Source organism: Vibrio sp. B181a, from assembly GCF_030248375.1.
In the GTDB taxonomy this organism is placed as follows: domain Bacteria; phylum Pseudomonadota; class Gammaproteobacteria; order Enterobacterales; family Vibrionaceae; genus Vibrio; species Vibrio campbellii.
In genome coordinates this window covers 14178-40063 of sequence record NZ_JAHGAD010000071.1, presented here as the reverse complement: position 1 = coordinate 40063, position 25886 = coordinate 14178, and the positions used below count along the sequence as shown (strand labels likewise).

Annotated in this window: 22 protein-coding genes; 9 read left to right on the top strand and 13 right to left on the bottom strand. The window is 45.7% G+C overall.

The annotated features are described in order from the left end of the window. Positions 1–255: 255 nt before the first annotated feature. Positions 256–4167 carry a phosphoribosylformylglycinamidine synthase gene (gene purL / locus KIO97_RS22685; protein WP_285384005.1) on the bottom strand — a complete coding sequence of 1304 codons (3912 nt, stop codon included), beginning with the start codon at positions 4165–4167 and terminating at the stop codon, positions 256–258. A 323-nt stretch (positions 4168–4490) separates the two neighbouring features. Between purL and mltF the strand changes: the two genes are divergently transcribed. Both mltF and KIO97_RS22675 read left to right on the top strand, forming a co-directional pair. Beyond that, positions 4491–6095, top strand: coding sequence for a membrane-bound lytic murein transglycosylase MltF (mltF, locus tag KIO97_RS22680; protein WP_285384004.1), 1605 nt, complete (start codon positions 4491–4493; stop codon positions 6093–6095). A 288-nt stretch (positions 6096–6383) separates the two neighbouring features. Next, on the top strand, positions 6384–6518 hold the full coding sequence (locus tag KIO97_RS22675) for a hypothetical protein (RefSeq protein ID WP_005424864.1): 135 nt from the start codon (positions 6384–6386) through the stop codon (positions 6516–6518). An 80-nt stretch (positions 6519–6598) separates the two neighbouring features. Here KIO97_RS22675 and tadA read toward each other — a convergent pair whose 3' ends face one another. The 6 genes from tadA to KIO97_RS22645 form a co-directional block, all read right to left on the bottom strand. Further along, positions 6599–7132, bottom strand: coding sequence for a tRNA adenosine(34) deaminase TadA (gene tadA, locus KIO97_RS22670; RefSeq protein WP_285384003.1), 534 nt, complete (start codon positions 7130–7132; stop codon positions 6599–6601). Between the two features lie 359 nt (positions 7133–7491). After that, entirely contained in the window at positions 7492–9051 is a 1560-nt protein-coding gene (locus tag KIO97_RS22665) for an AbgT family transporter (RefSeq protein WP_285384002.1), read from the bottom strand. 288 nt (positions 9052–9339) lie between these two features. Continuing rightward, the gene (locus KIO97_RS22660) at positions 9340–9750 is read right to left on the bottom strand and encodes a prepilin-type N-terminal cleavage/methylation domain-containing protein (RefSeq protein ID WP_005424851.1); all 411 of its coding nucleotides are present in this window, start codon (positions 9748–9750) and stop codon (positions 9340–9342) included. Beyond that, positions 9740–10981, bottom strand: coding sequence for a hypothetical protein (locus KIO97_RS22655; RefSeq protein WP_285384001.1), 1242 nt, complete (start codon positions 10979–10981; stop codon positions 9740–9742). The genes KIO97_RS22660 and KIO97_RS22655 overlap by 11 nt, the downstream gene beginning before the upstream one ends. Then, positions 10981–11607 carry a PilW family protein gene (locus KIO97_RS22650; protein ID WP_047482223.1) on the bottom strand — a complete coding sequence of 209 codons (627 nt, stop codon included), beginning with the start codon at positions 11605–11607 and terminating at the stop codon, positions 10981–10983. Before KIO97_RS22650 ends, KIO97_RS22655 begins: the two co-directional genes overlap by 1 nt. 9 nt (positions 11608–11616) lie before the next feature. Continuing rightward, positions 11617–12132 carry a GspH/FimT family pseudopilin gene (locus KIO97_RS22645; RefSeq protein WP_255898191.1) on the bottom strand — a complete coding sequence of 172 codons (516 nt, stop codon included), beginning with the start codon at positions 12130–12132 and terminating at the stop codon, positions 11617–11619. Between the two features lie 103 nt (positions 12133–12235). Here KIO97_RS22645 and KIO97_RS22640 point away from each other — a divergent pair, with 103 nt between their 5' ends. Then, complete coding sequence (locus tag KIO97_RS22640) at positions 12236–12670, top strand: type IV pilin protein (RefSeq protein WP_045383405.1); 435 nt, start codon at positions 12236–12238, stop codon at positions 12668–12670. A 96-nt stretch (positions 12671–12766) separates the two neighbouring features. On the opposite strand, the gene dnaJ is transcribed toward KIO97_RS22640, so the two are convergent. From dnaJ to grpE, 4 genes are all read right to left on the bottom strand, one after another. Continuing rightward, positions 12767–13915, bottom strand: a complete 1149-nt coding sequence (gene dnaJ, locus KIO97_RS22635) for a molecular chaperone DnaJ (protein WP_050905583.1) — start codon at positions 13913–13915, stop codon at positions 12767–12769. Between the two features lie 201 nt (positions 13916–14116). Next, positions 14117–16033, bottom strand: a complete 1917-nt coding sequence (gene dnaK / locus KIO97_RS22630) for a molecular chaperone DnaK (RefSeq protein WP_005440231.1) — start codon at positions 16031–16033, stop codon at positions 14117–14119. A 323-nt stretch (positions 16034–16356) separates the two neighbouring features. Continuing rightward, a complete protein-coding gene (locus KIO97_RS22625) occupies positions 16357–17631 on the bottom strand; it encodes a dicarboxylate/amino acid:cation symporter (protein ID WP_285384028.1) in 1275 nt (424 codons plus the stop codon). Between the two features lie 419 nt (positions 17632–18050). Beyond that, on the bottom strand, positions 18051–18647 hold the full coding sequence (gene grpE, locus KIO97_RS22620; RefSeq protein WP_005533732.1) for a nucleotide exchange factor GrpE: 597 nt from the start codon (positions 18645–18647) through the stop codon (positions 18051–18053). A 145-nt stretch (positions 18648–18792) separates the two neighbouring features. Between grpE and nadK the strand changes: the two genes are divergently transcribed. The 5 genes from nadK to KIO97_RS22595 all read left to right on the top strand — a co-directional run bounded on the left by nadK (position 18793) and on the right by KIO97_RS22595 (position 24368). Then, a complete protein-coding gene (gene nadK / locus KIO97_RS22615; protein ID WP_005533734.1) occupies positions 18793–19677 on the top strand; it encodes an NAD(+) kinase in 885 nt (294 codons plus the stop codon). Positions 19678–20107: 430 nt separating this feature from the next. Further along, the gene (gene recN, locus KIO97_RS22610; RefSeq protein WP_009705604.1) at positions 20108–21772 is read left to right on the top strand and encodes a DNA repair protein RecN; all 1665 of its coding nucleotides are present in this window, start codon (positions 20108–20110) and stop codon (positions 21770–21772) included. A 21-nt stretch (positions 21773–21793) separates the two neighbouring features. Beyond that, complete coding sequence (locus KIO97_RS22605; RefSeq protein WP_285384000.1) at positions 21794–22276, top strand: GNAT family N-acetyltransferase; 483 nt, start codon at positions 21794–21796, stop codon at positions 22274–22276. A 247-nt stretch (positions 22277–22523) separates the two neighbouring features. Further along, positions 22524–22883 (top strand): outer membrane protein assembly factor BamE, encoded by a 360-nt coding sequence (bamE, locus tag KIO97_RS22600; RefSeq protein WP_005424693.1) that lies wholly within the window; start codon positions 22524–22526, stop codon positions 22881–22883. A gap of 219 nt (positions 22884–23102) precedes the next feature. Then, complete coding sequence (locus tag KIO97_RS22595) at positions 23103–24368, top strand: erythromycin esterase family protein (RefSeq protein ID WP_285383999.1); 1266 nt, start codon at positions 23103–23105, stop codon at positions 24366–24368. A 56-nt stretch (positions 24369–24424) separates the two neighbouring features. Here KIO97_RS22595 and KIO97_RS22590 read toward each other — a convergent pair whose 3' ends face one another. Next, positions 24425–24781, bottom strand: a complete 357-nt coding sequence (locus tag KIO97_RS22590) for an RnfH family protein (RefSeq protein WP_005533748.1) — start codon at positions 24779–24781, stop codon at positions 24425–24427. Then, positions 24771–25214, bottom strand: a complete 444-nt coding sequence (locus tag KIO97_RS22585; RefSeq protein ID WP_285383998.1) for an SRPBCC family protein — start codon at positions 25212–25214, stop codon at positions 24771–24773. Before KIO97_RS22585 ends, KIO97_RS22590 begins: the two co-directional genes overlap by 11 nt. A gap of 118 nt (positions 25215–25332) precedes the next feature. On the opposite strand from KIO97_RS22585, the gene smpB reads away from it, so the two are divergent. Continuing rightward, positions 25333–25818 (top strand): SsrA-binding protein SmpB, encoded by a 486-nt coding sequence (gene smpB, locus KIO97_RS22580; RefSeq protein WP_005424760.1) that lies wholly within the window; start codon positions 25333–25335, stop codon positions 25816–25818. Positions 25819–25886: the final 68 nt, after the last annotated feature.

Here is a 25886-nt window from a genome sequence, read left to right as displayed (position 1 = left end):
GAGTCCAACGCAATTTAATCGTCATCCTCAAGAACAAGGCACGAGTGAGTTGGGGATCTCTCCCTATTCATTGTTCAAAAGAGATTTCCTACTCCTTCCTTCGTCAGTCTAGGAAATGACGCCGCTATTTTTCCCGACTCTCGAAGCGCAGCGTCCTATAGGACGAAGTCCATTCTCGATTCCCTAAAATAAAAAAAAGCGCCGGTCTCTCAACCAGCGCTTTACTATTTTCGTTAACCGTTGACTAAGTCGTGATTAACCGATGTTCTTACGTGCATTTTGGAACATACGCATCCAAGCACCGTTCTCGCCCCAACCTTCTGGAGACCATGAGTTCGCTACTGTGCGGAATACACGCTCTGGGTGCGGCATCATGATAGTTACGCGGCCATCAGCAGTCGTTAGACCTGTGATTGCGTTTGGCGAACCGTTCGGGTTGTTCGGGTATTGCTGCGTTGGGTTACCGTGGTTGTCCACGTAACGAACGGCAACCGTACCTGATGCTTCAATCGCCGCTAGGTGGTCTGCGTCACGTACTTCTACGCGGCCTTCACCGTGAGATACTGCGATTGGCATACGTGAACCTTCCATACCGTCGAAGAATACAGAGTCAGACTTTTGTACTTCAACTAGGCTAAAGCGAGCTTCAAAACGCTCAGATTCGTTACGAACGAAGCGAGGCCATAGGTCTGCACCTGGGATTAGCTCTTTCAGGTTCGATAGCATCTGACAGCCGTTACACACACCTAGAGAGAACGTATCTTCACGCTTAAAGAAGCCTTCAAACTGGTTGCGCGCTTGCTCATTGAACAGGATTGATTTAGCCCAACCTTCACCCGCACCAAGTACGTCACCGTAAGAGAAGCCACCACACGCCACTAGGCCTTGGTATTCTTCTAGAACCGCTTGACCTGTTAGGATGTCGCTCATGTGAATATCTGTTGCTTCAAAGCCTGCACGGTCAAAGGCTGCTGCCATCTCAACGTGAGAGTTAACGCCCTGCTCACGCAGAATTGCCATCTTAGGCTTCGCGCCTTTCGCAATGTAAGGTGCTGCGACGTCTTCGTTTACATCGAAGCTTAGCTTAACGTTCAGACCTGGGTCTGAGTTGTCTTTCTTCGCTTCGTGCTCTTGGTCAGCACATGCTGGGTTATCACGTAGACCTTGCATCTTGTGCGTTGTCTCTGCCCAGATAGTGCGTAGTTCAGTACGGTTACGTTCTAGAACGACTGTCTCACCAGAAGTAATCACTAGCTCATCAGATGCTTCTACAGAGCCAATTACGTGTGAACACGCTTCAAGACCGTTTGCTGCAAGAGTAGAAAGTACAGCGTCTAGGTCATCGTTCTTAACCTGAAGGACCGCACCTAGTTCTTCGTTGAATAGTGCAGCTAGTGCATCTTCGCCCTTCTCTTCTGAATAAAGGTCAGCGATGTCAGCTTTAACGCCACAGTGACCAGCAAATGCCATCTCAGCTAGAGTAACGAATAGACCACCGTCACCCTTATCGTGGTAAGCCACTACTTGGTCATTCGCTACAAGAGTCTGAACGCCCTCGTAGAAACCTTTCAGTTGTGCTGCGTTGTCTACGTCTGCTGGATTGTCACCAAGCTGTTTGTAAACCTGTGCTAGTGCTGTTGCACCTAGACGGTTTTGACCGTTACCTAGGTCGATAAGAACTAGCGAGGTGTCACCTTTGTCAGTGCGAAGCTGAGGTGTAATTGTCTTACGCACATCTTCAACACGAGCAAACGCAGTGATGATTAGAGATAGCGGAGACGTTACTTCTTTCTGCTCACCGTTCTCTTCCCACTTGGTCTTCATCGACATTGAGTCTTTACCCACAGGGATAGTGAGGCCAAGTGCTGGACATAGCTCTTCACCCACCGCTTTCACTGCTTCGTAAAGACCCGCGTCTTCACCCGGGTGGCCCGCTGGAGACATCCAGTTTGCAGACAGTTTAATGTGTTTGATATCACCGATGTTTGTCGCTGCAATGTTTGTGATTGCTTCACCAACCGCTAGACGAGCAGAAGCGCCGAAGTCTAGTAGAGCAACTGGTGTACGCTCACCCATCGACATCGCTTCACCGTGGTAAGTGTCGTAGCTTGCTGCGGTCACTGCGCAGTTAGCAACAGGCACCTGCCATGGACCAACCATTTGGTCACGAGCAACTAGACCCGTTACTGTGCGGTCACCGATAGTGATAAGGAATGTTTTCTCTGCAACCGTTGGTAGACGTAGAACGCGGTCCGCTGCTTCGTTTAGCTCGATACCGTCACGGTTAACCGCTGGGTTGTTCGCTTTTAGCGTTTTCGCATCACGGTGCATCTTAGGTGTTTTACCAAGAAGCACGTCCATTGGCATGTCGATTGGCGTGTTCTCGAAGTGTGAATCTTCTAGTTTAAGCTCACGCTCTTCAGTTGCGATGCCTACTACTGCGTATGGTGCACGTTCACGCTTACATATTGCGTCGAATACTTCCATGTTCTCTGGCGCAACTGCCATAACGTAACGCTCTTGAGATTCGTTACACCAGATCTCAAGTGGGCTCATGCCTGGTTCATCATTTGGTACATCGCGCAGTTGGAAGATACCACCACGCTCGCCATCGTCCACAAGCTCAGGAAGTGCGTTAGAGATACCGCCCGCGCCTACATCGTGGATGAACGCGATTGGGTTAGCATCACCAAGTTGCCAACAACGGTCGATCACTTCCTGACAGCGACGTTCCATTTCTGGGTTTTCACGCTGTACTGAAGCGAAGTCTAGGTCTTCTGCTGATTGACCAGATGCCATTGAAGAAGCAGCACCACCGCCAAGACCGATGTTCATTGCAGGACCACCAAGTACGATTAGGCTCGCACCTACTGGGATCTCTTTCTTCTGAACGTGCTCGTCACGAATGTTACCCATACCACCAGCAATCATGATTGGCTTGTGGTAACCACGAACCTCTTCACCTGCGTGAGAGTTCACTTTTTCTTCGTAAGTACGGAAGTAACCAAGTAGGTTTGGACGACCAAATTCGTTGTTGAACGCCGCGCCACCAAGTGGGCCTTCTAGCATGATGTCTAGAGCGTTAACGATGCGACCCGGTTTACCGAAATCTGTTTCCCATGGCTGTTCAAAACCAGGAATACGTAGGTTAGACGTAGTGAAGCCAACTAGACCTGCTTTTGGCTTACCACCAATACCAGTCGCACCTTCGTCGCGGATTTCACCGCCTGAACCTGTAGAAGCACCCGGCCAAGGAGAGATAGCGGTTGGGTGGTTGTGCGTTTCCACCTTCATTAGGATGTGCGCTTTCTCTTGGCTGTAGCCGTACTGGCGAGTTTCTGGGTTCGGGAAGAAACGACCTACATCAGAACCTACCATTACCGCTGCGTTATCTTTGTATGCAGACAGTACGTTTTCAGGCGTAGTTTCGAATGTGTTCTTGATCATCTTGAACAGAGACTTCTCTTGCTTAACGCCGTCGATAGTCCAGTCTGCGTTGAAGATCTTGTGACGACAGTGCTCTGAGTTCGCTTGTGCAAACATCATTAGTTCGATGTCAGTCGGGTTGCGTTCTAGCTTATTTACGAACGCATCGTAAAGGTATTCAATTTCATCATCTGCAAGTGCAAGACCTAGGGTAACGTTTGCGTTTTCAAGCGCAGCACGACCGCCATTTAATAGGTCAACGTCTGCTACAGGCGCAGGTTCTGCCGCTTGGAATAACGCATTTGCTGCATCAAAATCAGTAAATGTCACCTCCATCATGCGGTCATGGATAAGTGCTTTTACATCAGCAATTTGAGCATCGTTAAGAGGCGTCGATGTCTCTACGTAGTATGCAGTGCCGCGCTCAAGACGTTTTACTTTGTCTAGACCACAGTTGATGGCGATATCAGTAGATTTAGAAGACCAAGGCGAAATAGTGCCCGGACGAGGCGTAACAAGAAGTAGAAGACCTTCTGGCTCATGCTCTTCGATCGTTGGACCGTAAGTCAGCAATTTTTCCAGTTTTTCCAACTCTTGAGCATCAAGGTCAGACTTTAGATCCGCAAAGTGCATGAACTCAGCGTAAATGCCAGTGACAGGCAGATCTTGTTCACGACAAAGTTCCAGTAGTTTATTAACACGAAACTCAGAAAGAGCTGGGGAGCCACGCAAAATTCTCATGTGCTTAGGTCTCTTATTGCAAGTGATTAAGGTGATATTGGAATAAATTCAGTGGGTTATACTGTTTTCTTCGAAGCTATTCCCGAAGGTTTTTCAAACCTATGCCGATGCCACCTCTTCGTTGCGAGCGCATTATATAGCAATTGTTTTTGTGATGTAACACCAAAAGCAACCGTTTGCGTCATTTTTTTCGTCAAATTTGAATTCCGACTAAAATGTCGATAAATCACACAATGTCGCACTCTATCTGTCTGATTCACTTTGCCCCACCAGCTCGCTTTGATATAAAGGCAACTAGAAAATTATCGAGACGTACCGAATTAATGCAAATAAGTCAGTTCAACCGACTCAAGCGCAGCGCCCTACTTTTCGCCTCTGTGCTTTTACTCTCTGCCTGTCAGATTGAGTCGGAACCCAAAAGTGAATTCGAGCAAATCCAAGAGCGTGGTGTCCTACGTGTTGGCACGCTAAACAACCAACTCTCCTACTACATTGGTCCTGATGGCCCTGCTGGCTTGGATTACGAACTGGCGCGCAAATTTGCAGAGCAACTCGGCGTGAAGTTGGAAATCAGACCCGCTTTCCGCCAAGCAGAGTTATTCCCTGCTCTGAAAAAAGGCGATATTGATATTATCGCGACCGGTTTAAACCAAACCTCTCAAGCGGTTCAACGCTTCCGTCCCGGGCCTGCTTACTACTATGTGAGCCAGCAAGTGGTGTACAAAAAAGGCCAGCTTCGCCCTCGCGATGTAGATCAGCTCATTAAGTATCAAGAATCAAAAGATGAGAAAGCCGGAAACGAAGGCAGCAATGCAGGAGCAGAGACGCTGCAAATTGTTGAACAGTCACAATTTGTTCCGACATTAACCGCGCTACAAAAAGAACACCCAGAGCTGCAATTCGAAATTATTGGCGATGCCGATACTCGCGACCTCTTAAAACACGTATCGACAGGTGAGTTGCGTTTTACAGTAACTGACTCGGTGGAACTGTCTTTGGCGCAGCGCCTATACCCAGATTTAGCTTTGGCTTTTGAGCTCACCGAAGACCAGCCTGTCTCTTGGTTTACTCGTCGTTCTGAAGATGAAAGTATGTACGCCATGTTGATCGAGTTCTTTGGCAACATTAAACAGTCTGGTGAACTCGCGACACTCGAAGAGAAATACATCGGTCACATTGAAGCTTTCGACTACGTAGACACACGTGCCTTTATTCGCGCTTTGGATAACACCCTGCCGAAATGGTCACCACTGTTCCAAAAGTACAGTGAAGAGTTCGACTGGCGCTTGATTGCGGCATTGGCTTATCAGGAATCTCACTGGAAACCAAAAGCGAAGTCACCAACAGGCGTTCGCGGTATGATGATGTTGACGCTGCCCACTGCCAAGAGTGTTGGGGTTACGGATCGTCTTGACCCAGAACAGTCGGTTCGTGGTGGTGTGGAATACTTACGTCGCATCGTGGCTCGTGTACCGGACTCAATCAATGAGCATGAGAAGATTTGGTTTGCATTGGCCTCTTATAACGTGGGTTATGGCCATATGATGGATGCAAGACGCTTAACGAAAGCGCAAGGTGGCGATCCAAATGCATGGGCAGATGTGAAAGAACGCCTACCTCTATTACGCCAAAAACGCTTCTACAGCCAAACTCGTTATGGCTATGCTCGTGGTGATGAAGCGCGTAACTACGTTGAAAACATTCGTCGTTACTACCAATCGATCATTGGCCATGTAAGCCAAAAGCCTGCCATCGACGAGGATACAGAAGATCTTCAGGTCATCCCGCCACTCGATCCTAATCTATTAGTTTCTGGTGCTGTGGAGACCTTGGCTGAACAGGTTTCAGGGGCAGTTGAAGTAACACCACCACCTGAAGAAAATGTGCCCCAAGAAGCAGAGCAAACACCAGAGCCAAAAGCAGAATAAAACCTTCGAAAATAGCGAGCCCTCAGCTCGCTATTTTTTTTGTTGAGTCAACAGATAAAGTTATCTAGAATCCAGTCTTTCGGGCTTATCTAGCTTGTAATGCTCATTGGTGCCATACCAATATTAGGCTTGCATAGCAGAGAAGTTCTTTTAGTCACCTCTCCTCGAACTGATGCCACCTTCATCCGTAGGCGTGCCTCATCAGAATGTCATCGATTGATAGTATGTCAGACGCTTTGCTATGCGAGTGTCGGAGAGTGTGTTCGTTGTCTGCAAGAGGTTCTGATTATGAGAAAGCGCAGAGTGCAGTCAAAACGTTTGAATAAGACAGTGGCTGCTAACCGCCGTAAGCGTAAGCTTACGAGTATGAAAAAGAAAGTCAGTGCACGTAACCGTGTTTTCGTTCACCTAGTGAATCACTGAGAATTTGAAGCAAACATCTACTCCTGGGTAGGTGTTTGCTAAAAATACTTCTAGCCGAAAAAACTCATTCTCCTTTCCACTTACTTATCTTTATTTTCCTGCTCATTTTCCAACGTCTTTTGCGCTTGTTTCTTAGCTTTAATCTCTTTGCGGCGACGTTTAAAGAACGCTTGCAACTGAGAGCGGCATTCTTCTTCTAGTAGCCCATTTTCAACTGTTGCGTAATGGTACGCCGCTTGGCTTTCAAACAAGTTTAATACCGTTCCTGCAGCACCTGCTTTTAAGTCAGGAGCACCGTAAACGACGCGTTTCACTCGGCTGTGTAACAATGCCCCAGCACACATTGGGCAAGGCTCTAGCGTGACATACAAAGTGGTATCAAGCAGTCGATAGTTTCCTAGAGCTTCACCCGCTTTACGCAAAGTTTGGATCTCCGCATGCGCCGTCGCATCATGAGCGCAAATAGAACGGTTCCAACCTTCCGCAATGATCTCTCCGTCTTTCACTAAAACAGCACCAACCGGCACTTCCCCTTCTGCTTCTGCTTGCTCTGCAAGCTCCATCGCACGGCGCATAAATAGTTCGTCTTGAGGGGAAAACTGAGAATCTGACAAAAGGAGGCTCCGGTATTTGGGATAGGTCGTAATTGAAAGTAGATTTTAACCTTCAAAGAGGGGAAGTGGAAGCGGATGCGGGATGCGGGATGCGGGATGCGGGATGCGGGATGCGGGATGCGGGATGCGGGATGCTATTTATTTTTGTTTTCCTAGGAGCACATTCTGTCAACGCTGTTTAAGCTGAGTTTCTTTCACTAATCTTTCAGCACACACCTCTCGAGTCCTAGAGCTGCGCGTTCCCGACTCTCGAAACGCAGCGTCCTGTAGGACAAAGTCCGCTCTCGATTTACGAAAATAAAAAAAGCGCCAATCTCTCGACCAGCGCTTTCTAAATTTACTAAATAGCTTTAGCGTTCTTACATTGTGTAAGTGTATGGCGCTTGGATACCTAGAGGAATGCCTAGCATCCAGTAAACCACTAGGAAGATAGACCAGCCGATTAGCATTGCAATCGAGAATGGCATCATAAGCGATGCTAGTGTACCGATACCTGTCGACTTCACGTAACGTTGACAGTAAACCACGACTAGAGGGAAGAATACCATCAGAGGTGAAATGATGTTCGATACAGAGTCACCTACGCGGTAAGCCGCTTGAGATAGCTCAGGAGAGATACCCACAGCCATTAGCATAGGAACTAGGATTGGACCGATAAGAGCCCATTTCGCTGATGCAGAACCGATTAGAAGGTTTACAGAAGCTGTTAGAAGAATCATACCGATGATAGTTGCTTCACCAGGTAGGTTCATTGCTTTCAGGCCTTCCGCACCGTAAAGCGCTAGCATCGTACCGATGTTTGATTGCGCGAATGCAGATAGGAACTGTGCACAGAAGAACGACATTACGATGTATGCGCCCATAGTAGACATAGTATCCGCCATCGCTTTGATGATGTCGTTACTTGTCTTGAACGTGCCTGAAACGCGACCGTAAACGTAACCCGGAATGATAAACAGGATGAAGATCAACGGAACGATAGACTTCATGATTGGCGCAGAGAACGCAGTGATCTCACCCTCAGGTGAACGCAGTGCAGAGCTTTCTGGGATAAGTGCCACAACAAGAAGTGCGATACCTGCCATCATAGCCCAACCAGCGTAACGGAACGCTTTAGACTCAAGCTCAGTGAAAGAACCTAGATCTGGTGCTTTCTCTGCGTCTTCGTCGATTGGTGTGTTCTTTAGGCGTGGTTCGATGATTTTCTCAGTTACGTACCAACCGATAGCAACAATGATTACTGAAGATAGACCAGTAAAGAAGATGTTTGCTAGTGGGTTAACCACGTACTCAGGATCTAGAACCTGTGCAGCTGTTTGTGTGAAACCAGCCAATAGAGGGTCAATACCTGAAGGAATAAAGTTAGCAGAGAAACCACCTGATACACCTGCAAACGCTGCTGCGATACCCGCTAGAGGGTGACGACCAGCTGCGTGGAAGATGATACCACCAAGAGGAATAACCAGAACGTAGCCCGCATCCGCCGCTGTGTGCGATACGATTGCTACAAGAATTAGCATTGGAGTAAGAAGTTTTGCTGGCGTGAAGTTCAGCATCTTCTTAAGGCCAGTCGTGATGAAGCCAGAAGAATCGGCAACACCTACACCCAACATCGCTACAAGAACGATACCAAGTGGCGCAAAGCCAGTGAACGTTGTCACCATGTTAGCAAGGAAACTTGCCAGTGCTTCACCTGTTAGAAGGTTAGTAATAGTAAGAGCTTCGCCAGTTCGAGGGTTTAGAAGGTCGAAAGAAACATTCGACAAAAGTGCAGACGCAGCCCAAGTAATGATTAGTGCCCAGAAGAACAAAATCGCTGGATCAGGAATTTTATTACCTACTCGCTCGATAAAGTTCAGAAAGCGATCCATCCCGCTCGGCTTCGGTGACGGTGCCTTATTTACTGCTTGGTTACTCATGGTAACTCCATATGAATGATGTTGGTGCCATGGCCTATTTGAGTAATTATAACGGCCTATTTTCAACCGAGCATTCTATTAAATAGTCATTAAGAAAGCACAAGGTTCTACGCTTTTTTCCATATTTGGAGACATATTTTGCAAAAAAGCCATATCAATTAAACATAAAAAAAACAGTAGCACACCATTCGCGTTAACAGTTGCAAAACCACCTATTAACCACCCAACCAAGCATAAAAATTGTCAATATTTACGATAAAAGCAATTGTACAAGAAATGCAAAACACCTTAGTTTTCGAACTCACTGTAACGCGAAATCATTGTTTTTAGCTCAATCGATTGCGTTTCCCCCATCCTATCTTTCCAGCTAGAAGTTATCGTGATGGTCTTGAGAGATCCGGAGATCGTTGCTGCAGGCACTTCCCACTCAACGATATAAGATCCAGTAGCAGAAGATCCTGTTGCAATAGCAGCGAAACTGGCAGGTGTGATAGTAGACATTGCCTCAGAAGCACCTCGAGTGCGGAACAACTCAAGTTGATTTTCGGCCAGTCGCAGTGCCTCGATACTTTGAATCGCGTAATCCGATTCACGTTCCATGTAGATTTGTAGCTTAGTTAAACCGAGCGCACCAATACCAAGCAGCAGAAAAGAAATCAGCACCTCGATTAAGCTAAAGCCTTTTTGTTTAGAGATCATTCCAAGACCCCTTTTTCCATTTAATTTTCTTGTGATCATTTGGTACGGATGTTGAATCAAACTCCAAGTTAACTGCAGCACCAAAGACACTTAATCCACCAGGGGTGTCGAAAACATATCCACCTACTGGCTTGAAAGCGCCACGGGAAAAAAAAGTAAGTTTCTTTATTTCGTCTGAAGATAGTCCTCCTATAAATGGAGTTACTGAGACATCTGATGTCCATCTTGCAGTCATGTCACCAACTGTAGAAGTAAACAATTGGTAGACAGTTCCGGGAAAAGAGTCAGCACCATTAACCGACAATAAGCCATCCTCGATAACAAGAAGCTTAGGGCTAGCGTTGAGGCTGATTCCGATACCAGTTTCTAGGTCACAATCACCAACCACCCACACTTTGTCGCTCGCAGAAAGTGCACTGATAATCCTATCAACACAAGATTGAACTGTTGACGAGCTGCTTGCCACACTCCCATCAATGACCACAAAACCATTTTTTACTTGATCTAATTGGGAACGAGGGGAACCAAAAAAAGCCTCAAAAGGGTCAAGGTTTGGATCATGAACAAAATCATGCTCAAACATCTTTTCGTCGCCAATGTAATCTTGATTGTCACCGATGACTTTCACTTTATAGTCGTTTATGCCACCAGAGTCATCGCAGTTAGAGTCACCAGAAACGCATAACCCTGAACGTTCAGTATTCGTCATATGAGATGAACTACACGTTTTTCCAGAAGGGTGTGTAGTAACAAAAGCGCCCTCCATTGCTACTGATGTCATAAATCGAACAGATACACAAGTGTCTGGCTCGACAAATTCCGGCGTAAAAAGATAGGACCCCATTAACTTCAAATCAGAGCGAGCCTGTATAGCACCAGTGGGCCTGCCAATTACTTCAATACTCTTAAAGGTCTCAACTCGGTTGTTTACGCTCGAAGATAGCTCGTAGAATTTCGGGTCGACCAAAGATTGAGTTGCAGTAACGGTACTTTGCAAACAACTAGAGTAGTCTTGCGTATTTGGTGTGACCGACATATCCGCTTTATTTATCGCGTAGCCACACTCCAATCCCCCCTCAGCACGCCAGTGCTCTTGCCGCGCTTCAATTTGGTTATTGGCACGCTTGATCTGATAAAAAAGAGACTTGTAGCTACCAAGCGACATCATTAACGCAGCGACAAGTAATACACTGACAACCAGTAACGCTGCTGCACCTTGTTGTTTATCCATTATTGCCAGTTCCTTTGTTTAACGGTAAAGGACTGCTCCGTACGAATATTCGTCGCATCTTTCAATTCAGTCCCCAAGGTAACGGTTATTAGGGCACTCTTGGCGTCGGTGTTTTCGAGAACCTCACTCACAAGATCAAACCGATTAACGTGGATCGCCTTTTTATCGAAGAGTGTGTTACACGTCCCTGTACCGGAGAGGTTGGCCACATCATTGATATCCCATATAGTGGCTTGCTTCTTTTCACACACAAAGAGCGATTCAGGTGTGCCATCCCGTTGCTCATACACCACGTTTTTATACAAAGACGTAGCTCCAGAAACCCCAACGTTATAAACGTATGCAATAAGCCCAGAGTCAGCGCCACTAATGGTATAAAGTGTGTTACTTGCACCGGATATTTTGACCGAATTTCCATCGCTACCATCAAATCCTGCGCGCTGAATATCGCTCTTCATCATCTGCAGAACACTGGCTGTGTTTTGCAATAACATCAGCTCTTTAGAGCGCTCCATCGCCACCTTTTGGCCACTGATATAAAGCGAACCGACAATAGCGAGAGAGATGAGTCCTAAAGAAGAGGCAATCATGAACTCAACGAGGCTGGCACCTTTTTGGTTAAACATATTCATCCCTTAAGAACAGGTTGAGTACCCAAAGAACTCGGTATTGTTGTTATCACTACATACACGAACGCGAGCAGAAAGAGTGTGAGAGATGAGTTTGAGTGCTTTTGTAGATTCTCCTACCGGATAAAATTTGATATTACCGGAGGAAGGGCGACCATGAACGTCATCGAAACTGATTTGAGTCGATGAATAACTTGGCGTAACAACAATTCCGTTGTAAGCCTCTCCCGAAAATGACAACAAAACCGTACCAGCTCCTTCGGTTCCGTTATTAGTAAGTTCTATTCGCCAATTACCATCACTTGATGAAGCCCCAGACATAATAATGTGGGCCCAGAGTCTTTCTCTGCGTAAAACCGCTTCCGACTTACCTTGAAGAACAAAACCGTGTAGCTCATCAGCTAAACGCTGCATTTTGTTGGTTTCAAAAACATTTTGGAAAGATGGTGCTGCCGCCGCCAGTAAAACACTCATTACAGCGATGGTGATCAGAAGCTCCAACAACGTAAACCCGCGAGGCATTTCCCAAATTCCTATGCAAACGGCAAAAGGGCCGTAATTCATCTTGCGCTGATGCTATCACCTAAGAAAAATAGGCGGAAAAGTGAAAAGGGAACTACTCGTCATGATTCGAATTTCTGGTTGTAACGGATACAACAAACGATTTAGAGGGATGACATTGATCGAATTACTGATAGCCGTTGTGATCGTCGGTATCATTGCCGCTATCGCCTATCCGTCTTATAGCAACCACAGTATCACTGCCCATCGCACTGTTGCGATCAGTGATATTGCTCGTCTTCAATTAGAACTCGAAACGTCTTATGACGGGGGCTATGACTGGAGTGGATTAGTATCTGGTGGGCATTGTACGATCTGCGATTCAGACTCAGACCGCTTTTCATTTAATATCGTCAGTTCAGCGACTTTAGCGTATAAAATTGAAGCGACAGCCAAGTCTGATTTAGGACAAGACAACGACAGTTGCTTCACTGGCCAAGACAAAAAAATAACACTCACTTCAACCAATATTGAATCGCCAAGCGATTGTTGGAACTAAAGCGCATTTGCTTGAATCCATCAAGCTATCAATCGCTAAATGCAAAAAAAGCCTGCATCGTTGCAGGCTTTTTATTGGATTCAGTTAACCGCGCAATTAGCTGGTTAGGTCATCAAAGAACTTCTTCACACCGTTGAAGAAACCTTCAGATTTTGGTTTGTGCTTAGTCGCAGCATCGCCACCACAAGACTCATCAAACTCTTTAAGTAGTTCCTTTTGACGAGAGCTTAGATTAACAGGTGTCTCAACCACTAGCTTAACGATTAGGTCACCCACACCGCCGCCACGAACACCTTTCACACCTTTACCACGCATGCGGAACATACGGCCAGTTTGCGTTTCTGTCGGTACTTTAAGGTTCACACGACCATCTAGCGTCGGAACCTCAACTTCACCACCAAGTGCAGCCATCGCAAAGCTTACAGGCACTTCACAGTACAGATTGTTACCTTCACGTTCAAAGATGTGATGCTCTCTCACGTGAACTTGTACGTACAGGTCACCTGCTGGTGCGCCCATTTCTCCTGCTTCACCTTCGCCAGACAGACGAATGCGATCGCCAGTATCAACACCAGCTGGGATCTTAACGTTAAGTGTCTTAGTTTTCTGCTTACGGCCTTGACCATGACATTCGTTACATGGGTCTTTGATGATCTTGCCTTTACCGTGACAGGTAGGACAGGTCTGCTGTACAGCAAAGAAGCCTTGACGCATCTGAACTTGACCGTGACCATGACAGGTACCACACGTTTCAGCTGACGAGCCTTTCTTCGCGCCGCTACCATCACAGGTATCACAGTGAACAAGCGTAGGTACTTCGATCTCTTTTGATACGCCACGAACCGCCTCTTCTAGCGACAGTTCCATGTTGTAACGTAGGTCTGCGCCACGTTGCGCACGTTGCTGACCACCGCCACGACGACCGCCGCCAAAGATATCACCGAACACATCGCCAAAGATGTCGCCGAAGTCAGCACCACCGCCACCAAAACCGCCGCCGCCGAAGCCGCCACCGCCTTGTTCAAAAGCAGCATGGCCGTATTGATCGTACGCCGCTTTCTTTTGAGGGTCAGTGAGAACTTCGTACGCTTCTTTTACTTCTTTAAACTTGTCCGCTGCAGACTCATCACCCTGGTTACGGTCTGGGTGGAATTTCATCGCTAGACGCTTGTACGCCTTTTTGATATCGCGCTCAGAGGCATCACGGCCTACGCCTAATACTTCGTAAAAATCACGTTTTGACATGTTCTTCGTCACCAATTAATTACTGCAAACGGCATGATTTACCGCTTGGTGTTTGTATCGTTCTAGGTAAGTGCACTCATTGCAAAATACTTAACTAGAAAGACAGCTTGGACAAACAGACGGGCGTAAGAGTTACCCCAAACGCCCGCACACAAAAGTCTTATCGACTCTAGGCGACCATAAGTCGCCTAGTTAGAAATATTATTTCTTGTCGTCTTTAACTTCTTCGAACTCAGCATCAACTACGTCGTCTTCTTTAGACTGTTGAGCGTCAGCGTCAGCACCTTGTGCTTGTTGCGCTTGAGCTTGTTGTTGAGCGATTTCCATTAGCTTTTGAGCTGCCGTCATTAGCGCTTGAACTTTAGCGTCGATCGCTTCTTTGTCATCGCCTTTACGTGCAGTTTCTAGCTCAGAGATAGCTGCTTCAATCTTCTCTTTCTCTTCTGCAGGTAGTGCTTCACCAGCTTCTTCTACTTGCTTACGAGTACCGTGAATCATTTGGTCAGCTTGGTTACGTGCAGTCGCTAGCTCTTCGAACTTTTTGTCCGCTTCTTTGTTAGCTTCTGCTTCTTGAACCATTTTCTCGATGTCTTCGTCGCTTAGACCGCCAGAAGCTTGGATAGTGATCTTCTGCTCTTTACCAGTCTGCTTGTCTTTCGCTGAAACGTGTAGGATACCATCCGCATCTAGGTCGAAAGTAACTTCGATTTGTGGCATACCACGTGGTGCAGCTTGGATACCTTCTAGGTTGAATTGACCTAGAGATTTGTTGAAAGACGCTTGCTTACGCTCACCTTGAAGAACGTGGATAGTTACCGCGCTCTGGTTGTCTTCTGCTGTAGAGAAAACTTGGTTCGCTTTAGTTGGGATAGTTGTGTTTTTCTCAACTAGCTTAGTCATTACGCCACCCATTGTCTCGATACCTAGAGACAGTGGAGTAACGTCTAGTAGAAGTACGTCTTTAACGTCACCCGCAAGTACACCACCTTGAACTGCAGCACCCATTGCTACTGCTTCATCAGGGTTTACATCGCGGCGAGCTTCTTTACCGAAGAACTCAGCAACTTTCGCTTGAACCATAGGCATACGAGTCTGACCACCAACTAGGATTACGTCAGTGATGTCGTTTACAGATAGATCAGCGTCAGCTAGAGCAACTTTTAGTGGCTCAAGAGAACGTTGTACTAGGTCTTCAACTAGAGATTCTAGTTTCGCACGAGTCACTTTCACGTTCATGTGCTTAGGACCAGTCGCGTCTGCAGTCACGTAAGGTAGGTTTACGTCAGTTTGAGAAGTAGAAGAAAGCTCGATCTTCGCTTTTTCTGCTGCTTCTTTAACACGTTGCATCGCTAGTGGGTCGTTCTTAAGGTTGATACCTTGCTCTTTGTTGAACTCGTCTACTAGGTAGTTGATTAGACGCGTATCAAAGTCTTCACCACCAAGGTGAGTATCACCGTTAGTTGCTAGAACTTCGAACGTTTTCTCGCCTTCAACTTCATCGATTTCGATGATAGAGATATCGAATGTACCACCACCAAGGTCGTATACCGCGATAGTGCGGTCGCCGCCTGACTTGTCTAGACCGTATGCTAGAGCAGCCGCTGTTGGTTCGTTGATGATACGTTTAACTTCTAGACCTGCGATACGGCCAGCGTCTTTTGTAGCTTGACGTTGAGCATCGTTAAAGTAAGCAGGAACTGTGATAACTGCGCCAGTTACTTCCTCACCTAGGAAGTCTTCAGCAGTTTTCTTCATTTTCTTCAGGATTTCAGCTGAAACTTGAGGAGCCGCCATTTTTTGGCCTTGCGCTTCTACCCAAGCATCACCGTTGTCAGCCTTAACAATTTTGTAAGGCATGATTTCGATATCACGCTGAACTTCTTCATCTTCAAAGCGACGACCAATTAGACGCTTAATTGCAAATAGCGTGTTAGTTGGGTTTGTTACTGCTTGACGTTTAGCAGGTTGGCCTACTAGCGTTTCGCCGTCTGTGTATGCAACAACAGATGCGGTTGTACGCTCGCCTTCTGCGTTTTCAATTACGCGTGGCTTGTCACCGTCTAGAACAGCAACACAAGAGTTAGTAGTACCTAAGTCAATACCAATGATTTTACCCATCAGGCTATCTCCGAATAAATTCTATTTTCGTTTTGCTATATCCCCTATGTGGGGACGTAGAATCGGGTTTCAACCCTTACTCACAAACTAAAATAATGTTGTTTGCTTCTCTTATGCCCAATAGATAAGGGCTGCAAATAGCTTTTCAAGGGAGAGAGCAAAAAAAATTGAAAAAAGTTGCGCAAAAGGTGGGGCGGGATTCTCGAATCTCGGAGCGCAGCGTTCCATAGGACGAAGTCCGCTCCCGAAACGAAGCGTCTCTAAAAAGAAAAAGCGAGGCCCTAAGACCTCGCTTTGAATTCGATTGAGTGAGCAATTATCAATTATGCACTTGCTTGTGCAGGCTCAGCATCCACGATTTCTTCTCTACCAATCTCGCCTTCAGACTTAGCAACAATCGTGTTTACTGCAGTGTCGCCGACTACGTTAGATGATGTACAGAACATGTCGTTAATACGGTCAACCGCAGCAACAATTGCTAGACCTTCTGGTGGTAGACCCAATTGGTGAAGGATAACACCAACCATTACTACACCACCGCCAGGAACACCGCCAGCACCGATAGACAGTAGCAGAACCGTGAAGCCTAGAGTCACTAGGTCAGATACCGCGATAGGCTGACCAAATGCGTTTGCACAGAATACCGCTGCGATTGCGATATAGATTGAAGCACCTGCCATGTTCATCGTAGCGCCCAGTGGTACACCAAAACCAGCTACCGACTTAGACACACCAATCTTGTCAGTAAGAGTGCGCATCGTTACTGGAATCGTCGCATTTGAACTTGCTGTAGATAGAGAGAACAGCACTTGCTCACGCGTCTTACGAGAGAACTCACGTGCAGAGATACCTGTAAACATTTGAACCGCTAGTGGGTATACAACGAAGATCCAAAGCACCAGCATTGAAACCACAAGAGCAACATAACCTGCTACCGATGCAAGCGTGCCTGCATCCAGTGTTGCGCCAAGTTGAATCATCAGAGCGAATACACCGTATGGCGCAAGGCTCATCACAAGGCCAATCAGCTTCATCATGATTTCGTTCGCCATCTTAAAAGTACGAACCGCAGGGCCGCCTTTTGAATCAAGCGCTTGGATAGCAAGACCTGTCAGAATTGCCATAAAGATGATCTGTAGCATGTCGCCATTTGCAAACGCCTGTACCGGGTTGCTCGGAACGATGTTCACAACCATAGAGAAGATATCCGGCGTTTCTGTTGACTTAAGTGCCACTGAGTCAGAAATCGTACCCGCTAGGTTTGCGCCAGCACCAGGCTGAACAATCATAGCAACAGTAAGAGCAGCAATAATCGCGACGACGGTATTCAAAATGTAAAGAGTAAAGGTTTTACCACCTAAGCGACCAAAAGAACGAATGTCTTTAAGCTCAACAATGCCACATACAATTGATACATAAACCAAAGGAACAACCAGAAGTTTAATCAGCGAAACGAACATGCCGCCTGCCCCTTCTGCCGTACCTAGGATATAGGTATCAAAAATCGCAATACCGCTAAATAAGTACTGAATAGCTGTACCCAGCACAAGGCCGGCGAACAAACCAATAAAAATCTTACTAGAAAGCGATTTATCCATCATAAATCTCCGAAATGTTGTGTTTGCTATTTATATTTTTATAGTTACATCTGCTGATTTTTACGGCAGACCTCGCGAATAATACACACCAGAGTTACAAAATAAAGACTTTCTTTACAGAAATGTTAATAGATAACATTAAAAGTAAATCACTAGAACCACATTCATATTCAGAATTAAATCTCGAAGGCAAGTCAGAACAGCCACTTATAGACACAGCATTCCATAAGTAAGCAATATAAAGAAAGGATGTATCCTATAAGAAAAATATTTCCCAATAAGAAAAACTTTGAAGAGGATCAAATTTCAAATTCATCGCATATTCAGAGGAGTGAATATGCTGAGGGCATGTTTGAAACAAAAACGCCCACTATTCAATAGCGGGCGTTTTAATATATTTATATCAATGGGTTAACTGATTACTTAGCAACCATAACCATTGCAGGACGTACAACACGGCCGTTTAGCTCGTAGCCTTTTTGCATCACAAACATCACTGTGTTCGAGTCGTGATCTGGGCTCTCTTGAATAGACATCGCTTGGTGGAATTCAGGGTTGAATGCTTCACCTTCTGGGTTGATCTCTTTCAAACCAAATTTCGATACTGCGTCTACAAATGTCTTGTGTGTTAACTCAACACCTTCAAGAATTGGCTTAACCACTTCGTGCTCTGCATCTGCAGCTTGGATTGCACGCTCTAGGTTATCGATAACTGGAAGTAGTTCTTCAGCGAATTTGTTCAGAGCGTACTTACGAGCTTTATCGATTTCTTGCTCAGTACGACGACGCATGTTTTCTACTTCAGCTTTAGCGCGAAGAACCGCATCTTGCTGGTCTTTCACTTTTGTTTCGCTAGACAGTAGTGCTGCTTCTAGTTGAGCAATCTTAGCGTCTTTCTCATCACCAATGTCTTCAAGTTCTGCTTCAGCTTCTTGTGCTGCCGCTTCTACTTTCTCCGCTTCTTCGATGATTTGATCAAGCTCTTCTTCTGTAACTTTGTTTTCTTCGTTGCTCATGATATCTCCAGAATTCAACTTAATGTCCTTAAAGCCACTCACGTTTTGTGGGCTTTAACCACATAAAAATTCGCATATTTAGGTAACTTGCCATTATTATGGGGATGAAGATTCCTGATTCAAGCCTCTTTAATGCGGAAATGCTATGAAAAACCCATGTAACGTGATCGCGATTATCGGAAAACCACGAGATCAGCAGGCAATACAAACTCATAGAGAGTTGTACGAATGGCTGACATCCGAAGGTTACCAAGTGTTTATCGATGATCGCCTTGCTGCAATTTTAGACGAAATCCCGCAAAGCCAATTTGCTAGCCTCGTTGAACTGGGTAAAAACGCCGATCTCGCTATCGTTGTTGGCGGTGATGGTAACATGTTGGGCGCTGCGCGTATTTTGTCGCGCTTTGACGTGGCCGTCATCGGTGTAAACCGTGGTAACTTAGGCTTCTTAACGGACTTAAATCCGGACGACTTCAAAGAAGCATTGAAGGCTGTACTGAAAGGCGAGTACATTGAAGAAGAGCGCTTTTTGTTAGAAGCAGAGATTCACCGCCACGGACAAATCAAAAGCCACAACGCGGCCTTGAACGAAGCAGTGCTTCACCCAGGGCAAGTAGCACACATGATTGAATTTGAAGTCTACATAGATGACAGCTTTGCGTTTTCCCTACGTGCTGACGGCTTGATCGTATCGACCCCAACAGGTTCGACTGCCTACTCGCTTTCTGGTGGTGGTCCAATTCTGTCACCAAGCTTAAACGCGATATCTTTGGTGCCAATGTTTCCACATACCCTTTCAAGCCGACCACTAGTGGTGGATGGTAAGCGCCGTATTAAGCTGATCGTGTCACCAGAAAACCGCGGAACACAAGAAGTGAGCTGTGACGGACAAGTCTCCCTACCAGTGTCTCCGGGTGATGAAATACATATCTATCAAAGCCCAAACGTGCTTAAGCTAATTCATCCAAAAGACTACAGCTACTACCACGTACTAAGAAACAAACTTGGTTGGTCAAGCAAACTGTTTTAATAAACAAAGGTTGATGTGAAAGCATCAACCTTTTTTGAAAAAGCAGAAATAAGCGCTCAACTATCAGTTCTATCCCATCACTTTTCGAGTCACTAACCAAATTATCCATGCAATTCCTGATGCTCCGCCTTATCACACCGGGTGACTTTGTCGATAATTCTCCTTCCTGATGTAGGCACCTCTGAATGTCGCTCGCCTAAACGCAACAACTAATACCGTAGCCGTTTTTGAACCGCTCACAATTAATCCAAATCGACCGTAACTTATTCAATTTAAATAAATCGTTTTATTTTACGCGACCTATTTTTCCTTTCTCCATCACAAAAAAGCGCTTCTTTCATAAAAAATACCGCACCCATCTTTACTGTATAAAGAAACAGTATATACTGTTTTCTTATACAGTATTGTTCAGTTATACAGGTAAATAAAAATGCTGGCTCATCTAAGTGTTAATAATTTTGCGATTGTTAAGTCTTTACAGCTCGAGCTTTCAAAGGGCATGACCACCATCACTGGTGAAACAGGTGCAGGTAAATCCATTGCAATTGATGCTTTAGGTCTTTGTTTAGGCGGGCGTGCCGATGCAGGCATGGTGCGACAAGGCGAAGAAAAAACAGAAGTCAGCGCTGCCTTTTTACTGGACAACAATCTACACGCAACGCGTTGGCTAGAAGATAACGACCTGCTGGATGGCAGCGAATGTATCTTGCGTCGCATCATCACCAAAGAAGGCCGCTCTAGAGCCTTCATCAACGGCAGCCCAGTCCCACTTTCACAACTCAAATCTCTTGGGCAGTTGTTGATCAACATCCATGGACAGCACGCACATCATCAATTGATGAAAAGCGAGCATCAAATGGCCATGCTTGACCAATATGCAGGACATTTAAACCTATTAAAAAGCACACGCAGTGCTTACCAGCATTGGCGTCAGGCAGACAATAACCTTAAGCAGCTAAAAGAGAACAGCCAGCAAAACCAGGCACAAAAACAGTTGCTTGAATACCAAATCAAAGAACTGAATGAGTTATCGCTAGGTGAAGAAGAATTCGCAGAGCTCGAGCAAGAGCACAAACGACTGTCCAACAGCGGTGAACTTGCCGCTACCTGTCAGCAAGCCATCGAACTTATTTACGAAGGTGAAGAAGTCAATGCGCTTGGTATTTTGCAATCGGCCAATCACTCCCTAATCCAATTAGCGGAATTAGATGAGAAATTAGCTGAACTACCAAACATGCTGTCAGAAGCAATGATCCAGCTAGAAGAAACCAAAAACGAACTTCGCAGCTACCTTGATGGCATTGACGTCGATCCGGGTCGCATGGCTTATGTCGAAGAACGCTTTTCTAAAGTGATGTCGATGGCTCGCAAACACCATGTGATGCCTGATGAGCTATACCAGCACCACCAAGATCTGCTGGCACAAATCGAAGCACTAGATTGCTCGGATGAACGCTTAGATGAGTTAGCACAAGAAGTGGAGCAGAAATACCAAAGCTTCTTAACCCAAGCAGAAAAACTGCACAAATCACGCAGCCGCTATGCTAAAGAATTGAACAAGCTGATCACCCAAAGCATGCACGAATTAAGCATGGAAAAGGCTGTGTTCAGTATCGAAGTGAACAACGAAAACGCGCATCCATCTCCACTAGGCATGGACAGCGTATGCTTTTTGGTTTCAACCAACCCAGGCCAACCATTACAACCAATCGCTAAAGTGGCATCGGGGGGTGAGCTATCGCGTATCTCATTAGCTATTCAAGTGATCACAGCGCAGAAAGTCGACACTCCAAGCTTAATCTTCGATGAAGTGGACGTAGGTATCAGCGGCCCAACCGCCGCCGTAGTTGGCAAGATGCTGCGCAAACTAGGTGAATCGACACAAGTCATGTGTGTCACCCACTTGCCGCAAGTTGCTGGCTGCGGTCACCAGCAGATGTTTGTCGCAAAACACACCAAAAGCGGCCAAACTGAAACACAAATGCGCTCACTAGATGAAGAGCAACGTGTGGCAGAACTCGCTCGCTTACTTGGTGGCAGCCAAATCACTGACTCTACATTGGCAAACGCAAAAGAACTGCTTATCGCGGCTTAACAGATCGGCAAGGGATGAGAAATGGATATCAGAGCAATCAACAAAACCAACTGCTTAGATCTTGTCCCTATTTTTGTTGAGTTGGAGCAATACTATTTCAAAGAGCAAGCTGCCACCGAGAAAGAGCTAACTCATTATCTCAAGTACAAAGTCTTTTCAGAGTACTCTGTCGTCAAAGTTATTGCTGCATACAATGACGACACCATAATGGGGTTTGCGACCTATACCGTGATGTATCCTGCACCAAAACTCTCTGGTCAAATGTATTTGAAAGACCTGTTTGTGTCCTCTTCTGCGCGAGGAAAAGGCGTAGGACTAAAGTTGATGAAATATCTCGCGTCTCTTGCCGTCAATCATAGTTGCCATCGATTAGATTGGACATCAGAAAGTACAAATCCTATCGCAGGTCGGTTTTACCAATCGATTGGCGCTGAGCGAGTCACCGAGAAAGAGTACTATCGCTTTTCCGGCGATACTCTACTTGAGTTTTCACAAGTCAAATAATCGCTGAACTTTCTCCTTTATTGGCCTGACAAAAATGCCATTATTGTGCGTGACAAACTGTTCAGCTCTCGGTTTAAGCGAATTTGTGAGTCATGTTCCGTCATTTAGCGTGCAATATCGACGAATAAATGCAACTCAACTCAAAATTCGTTGTCAGATTTCCTACCATACGACGCATAGCTTTTTACATCTGCGTCGAGCTTGTTTATTATCAGCGCAGTATTTTAAAGGTTACTAAGAAATTATTATGCAATTAAAGAAGTGGTTAGTTGCCGTACCATTAGCAATGACATTGCTGACAGGATGTTCGGTATTGGAAAAACTGGTTTATCGTATTGATATCAACCAAGGCAACTATGTAGAACAAAGTGCGGTTGATAAATTAAAGTTTGGGATGACTAAAGCACAGGTTCGCTACGTTCTTGGTTCACCTATGTTGGTTGAAAATGGCTACCCAAATACGTGGTACTACATTTACCACCACACTCCAGGTCACGGTGAATCAGTGCAAAAAGATCTTATCGTTAACTTTAACGACCAAGGCACACTGGCAGACATCACTGGCGACTACCCGAAAAGCGATGCGTTTTACGAGAAGATTCAGTAAACAACCTTTATTTTCGCAGTATTCCTAAAGCCTCCGCACGGAGGCTTTTTTATTACTTGTCACTCGCTCTAACTCCCTAATTCACAGCTTTATTTTCCCTCTTACTCTCCCTTCATCGCTTTGTTTGAATGGACTCGCAAATCCTCTTACTGAGCATTCTTTATGCAACCACTCACACTTAATCTTAGTGGAGTAATGGTTCATGCAAGGAACACGAAAATGAAAGCAATGTCGTATGGTCTACTCGCCATCTCTTCACTCCTTTTGCTTGGCTGTGATGATGACGATTCGAAAGAACAAATCGCTATCACGTCCCATATTAACAGTTTAGAGTTTGATCATGCGGATGACTCAGACCTTGAGCCCATCAGGCAAGCTGTAGCTGGTAAATCATTTATTGGTCTTGGAGAAGCAACTCACGGTGGAGCACAGGGCTACAAATTAAAATCTCGTATTACCAAATACTTGCATCAATCTGGTGAAGTAGACGTTCTTGCAATGGAGAGCGGACTGTATGACGGACTTCGCTTGTGGCAACGCTTGATGGATGGAGAAATCACCGATGTACGAGACGCCATGCTCTACTCTTTCATGTTCCTCTACTCAGAAACTCCAGAAATCTATCCGTTATACGAGTACGTTGAGCAACAAGCGTTTACTGACAAGCCTTTGTATTATGTCGCATTTGATGGCAGGCACAGCAGTGACCCCGCTTGCAGTACCATGCTGCCAGAAATGCAAACATTCGCAGAGAAGCACCAACTGATCAACCTAGATTGGGCAAGCTTTATCACCAACGGCGAGGCAATGATGTGTCCTTGGTATTTTGCCGAGCCAGACCACAGCGCGAAGCAAGCATTTATCAATCAACTTGCGTCTCTTAACTCTGTGATGTCTCAAATGAAAGCCGAACAACTACTACCTTCATTGGAGCAAAGGCAAGATTTTCGCGAATACGCCACCTTCTGGTTGCAGATAGTCAAAAGCATGCAAGCGCATGTGCAAAGCCGTTGGTTTGATACCTACAACCCAGATGAAGTCATGCAAGCCGACAACTTACGATGGCTACAAAAAGAGTGGTTACCAGGTAAGAGCATTCTCGCTTGGGGCCACAACGTTCACATAAGCAACTATGTCGGAGCATGGCATGACAGCACTGGTGCGTTCTGGCATCTGCGCCAACAAGTAGACCCGAATGAAGTGTACAGCTTGATTCATACCTTCGAAGATGGATACATCACTCCAATGGAATCCGCTCCAGAGCTACGGGCAATTCCTCATTTTTCAACTCATGAAATGGGAAGTGTGGAGAAACTCTTGGCACAAAATGGCGTCGAAAATGCCTTTATTAAAATGGAAGATATTGCCGAGTTAAAACACCCAAACAGCATCATTTACCAGCCTTTAAGCTACGCCAACGACCTAGCGGAAGGAGTTATCTACACCAGAACAGAAACCCCGAGTTCGATAGACTCACCAAGATAAACGCCAAAAACAACAAAACCTCCCAGTTGGGAGGTTTTATTTTATATCTTCAAGCATTATTCCGCTGATTTTCTCAAGGCGTTTGGCTTACCACCCGTCACAGGATCTGCGTTGCCAGCCACTTTTGCTTGCTCAGCTCGTTTACGACGAATCTCTTTTGGATCCGCCAATAATGGACGGTAAATTTCGATTCGGTCTTTGTCTCGAACCGTTGCATCTAGTCGAACGTTGCGGCTATAAACCCCCACTTTGTTCTTCTTCAAATCAATCTCAGGGTACAATTCAAGCACACCAGACTGACGAATAATCTCTTCAACAGTGGCATGGTTATTCACCACCAAGTTAAACACTCGCTGCTCTTGAGGTAAGGCATACACCACCTCAACGTGAATCATGTCCGACTCAATACTCATAGCACTCGTACACCTGTTTCGCTCGATTGGTAAAAGCATTCACCATGTTACTGGTGAGCTCGTTGAAAATCTTGCCGAAAGCCATTTCGATCATTCTGCTTGAGAATTCAAACTCAAGCTTGAGCTCCACTTTACACGCTTGCTCGTCAAGTGCGGTAAAGATCCAGCCACCACGCAATGTCTTAAATGGTCCATCAACCAAGTTCATAATGATAGCCTGGCCTGGAATAAGCTCGTTAGACGTGGTGAATGTCTTGCTGATACCTGCTTTTGCTACATCGACAGAAGCCACCATACCCTCGCCCGAAGACTCAATGATTCGTGAACCTGAACAACCAGGTAGAAACTCAGGATACTTCGAAACATCATTGACCAGATCGAACATCTGCTCTGCACTAAAAGACACCAAAGCAGAACGGCTGATTTGCTTCATACACACTCCTATCGATACGCGTACAAGTTTAAGACTTGTGCCAATTTTACTTTTATTCGACGATAGCGCAAATAAAAGGATTTCCTAACGTATATCCAACCCGTATAATGAGGCCATTATGGTAAAGAAAAAATCAAAGCAAAAAGCGGGTAGCAACACTATCGCGCTTAATAAAAAAGCTCGCCACGAATACTTCATTGACGATGAAATTGAAGCCGGCATGGAGCTACAAGGCTGGGAAGTGAAAGCACTTCGCCAAGGCAAAGCCAATATCGCTGAAAGCTACGTTTTCATGCGTGACGGTGAAGCTTTTGTCAGCGGGATGACGATCACTCCTCTTAACCAAGCTTCTACTCACGTTGTCGCAAACCCTACGCGTGTGCGCAAACTACTAATGAGTCGTCGTGAACTCGACAACCTTCTTGGTCGCATCAACCGTGAAGGTATGACGCTAGCCGCGTTGTCACTATATTGGTCTCGCTCTTGGGTGAAGATCAAAATCGGTGTTGCGAAAGGTAAAAAGCTTCACGACAAACGTACCGATCTGAAAGAAAAAGATTGGGCTCGTGAAAAAGCGCGCGTAATGAAGAGTTCACTGCGTTAAACTTGACCACTTAGACGCATAGTACTGGACAGCCTAGGCTTTTCTGTTACTATGCCGATATTACCTCT

Excerpts from the sequence above, each read along its gene's own strand:
- nadK (WP_005533734.1), top strand. The coding sequence starts at position 18,793 with ATGAAAAACCCATGTAACGTGATCGCGATTATCGGAAAACCACGAGAT.
- smpB (WP_005424760.1), top strand. The coding sequence starts at position 25,333 with ATGGTAAAGAAAAAATCAAAGCAAAAAGCGGGTAGCAACACTATCGCG.
- grpE (WP_005533732.1), bottom strand. The coding sequence starts at position 18,647 with ATGAGCAACGAAGAAAACAAAGTTACAGAAGAAGAGCTTGATCAAATC.
- purL (WP_285384005.1), bottom strand. The coding sequence starts at position 4,167 with ATGAGAATTTTGCGTGGCTCCCCAGCTCTTTCTGAGTTTCGTGTTAAT.
- KIO97_RS22605 (WP_285384000.1), top strand. The coding sequence starts at position 21,794 with ATGGATATCAGAGCAATCAACAAAACCAACTGCTTAGATCTTGTCCCT.
- KIO97_RS22650 (WP_047482223.1), bottom strand. The coding sequence starts at position 11,607 with ATGTTTAACCAAAAAGGTGCCAGCCTCGTTGAGTTCATGATTGCCTCT.
- KIO97_RS22655 (WP_285384001.1), bottom strand. The coding sequence starts at position 10,981 with ATGGATAAACAACAAGGTGCAGCAGCGTTACTGGTTGTCAGTGTATTA.
- mltF (WP_285384004.1), top strand. The coding sequence starts at position 4,491 with ATGCAAATAAGTCAGTTCAACCGACTCAAGCGCAGCGCCCTACTTTTC.
- KIO97_RS22660 (WP_005424851.1), bottom strand. The coding sequence starts at position 9,750 with ATGATCTCTAAACAAAAAGGCTTTAGCTTAATCGAGGTGCTGATTTCT.
- KIO97_RS22645 (WP_255898191.1), bottom strand. The coding sequence starts at position 12,132 with ATGCCTCGCGGGTTTACGTTGTTGGAGCTTCTGATCACCATCGCTGTA.
- dnaJ (WP_050905583.1), bottom strand. The coding sequence starts at position 13,915 with ATGTCAAAACGTGATTTTTACGAAGTATTAGGCGTAGGCCGTGATGCC.
- KIO97_RS22640 (WP_045383405.1), top strand. The coding sequence starts at position 12,236 with ATGATTCGAATTTCTGGTTGTAACGGATACAACAAACGATTTAGAGGG.
- KIO97_RS22595 (WP_285383999.1), top strand. The coding sequence starts at position 23,103 with ATGAAAGCAATGTCGTATGGTCTACTCGCCATCTCTTCACTCCTTTTG.
- KIO97_RS22625 (WP_285384028.1), bottom strand. The coding sequence starts at position 17,631 with ATGGATAAATCGCTTTCTAGTAAGATTTTTATTGGTTTGTTCGCCGGC.
- recN (WP_009705604.1), top strand. The coding sequence starts at position 20,108 with ATGCTGGCTCATCTAAGTGTTAATAATTTTGCGATTGTTAAGTCTTTA.
- KIO97_RS22675 (WP_005424864.1), top strand. The coding sequence starts at position 6,384 with ATGAGAAAGCGCAGAGTGCAGTCAAAACGTTTGAATAAGACAGTGGCT.
- KIO97_RS22585 (WP_285383998.1), bottom strand. The coding sequence starts at position 25,214 with ATGAAGCAAATCAGCCGTTCTGCTTTGGTGTCTTTTAGTGCAGAGCAG.
- KIO97_RS22590 (WP_005533748.1), bottom strand. The coding sequence starts at position 24,781 with ATGAGTATTGAGTCGGACATGATTCACGTTGAGGTGGTGTATGCCTTA.
- bamE (WP_005424693.1), top strand. The coding sequence starts at position 22,524 with ATGCAATTAAAGAAGTGGTTAGTTGCCGTACCATTAGCAATGACATTG.
- KIO97_RS22665 (WP_285384002.1), bottom strand. The coding sequence starts at position 9,051 with ATGAGTAACCAAGCAGTAAATAAGGCACCGTCACCGAAGCCGAGCGGG.
- dnaK (WP_005440231.1), bottom strand. The coding sequence starts at position 16,033 with ATGGGTAAAATCATTGGTATTGACTTAGGTACTACTAACTCTTGTGTT.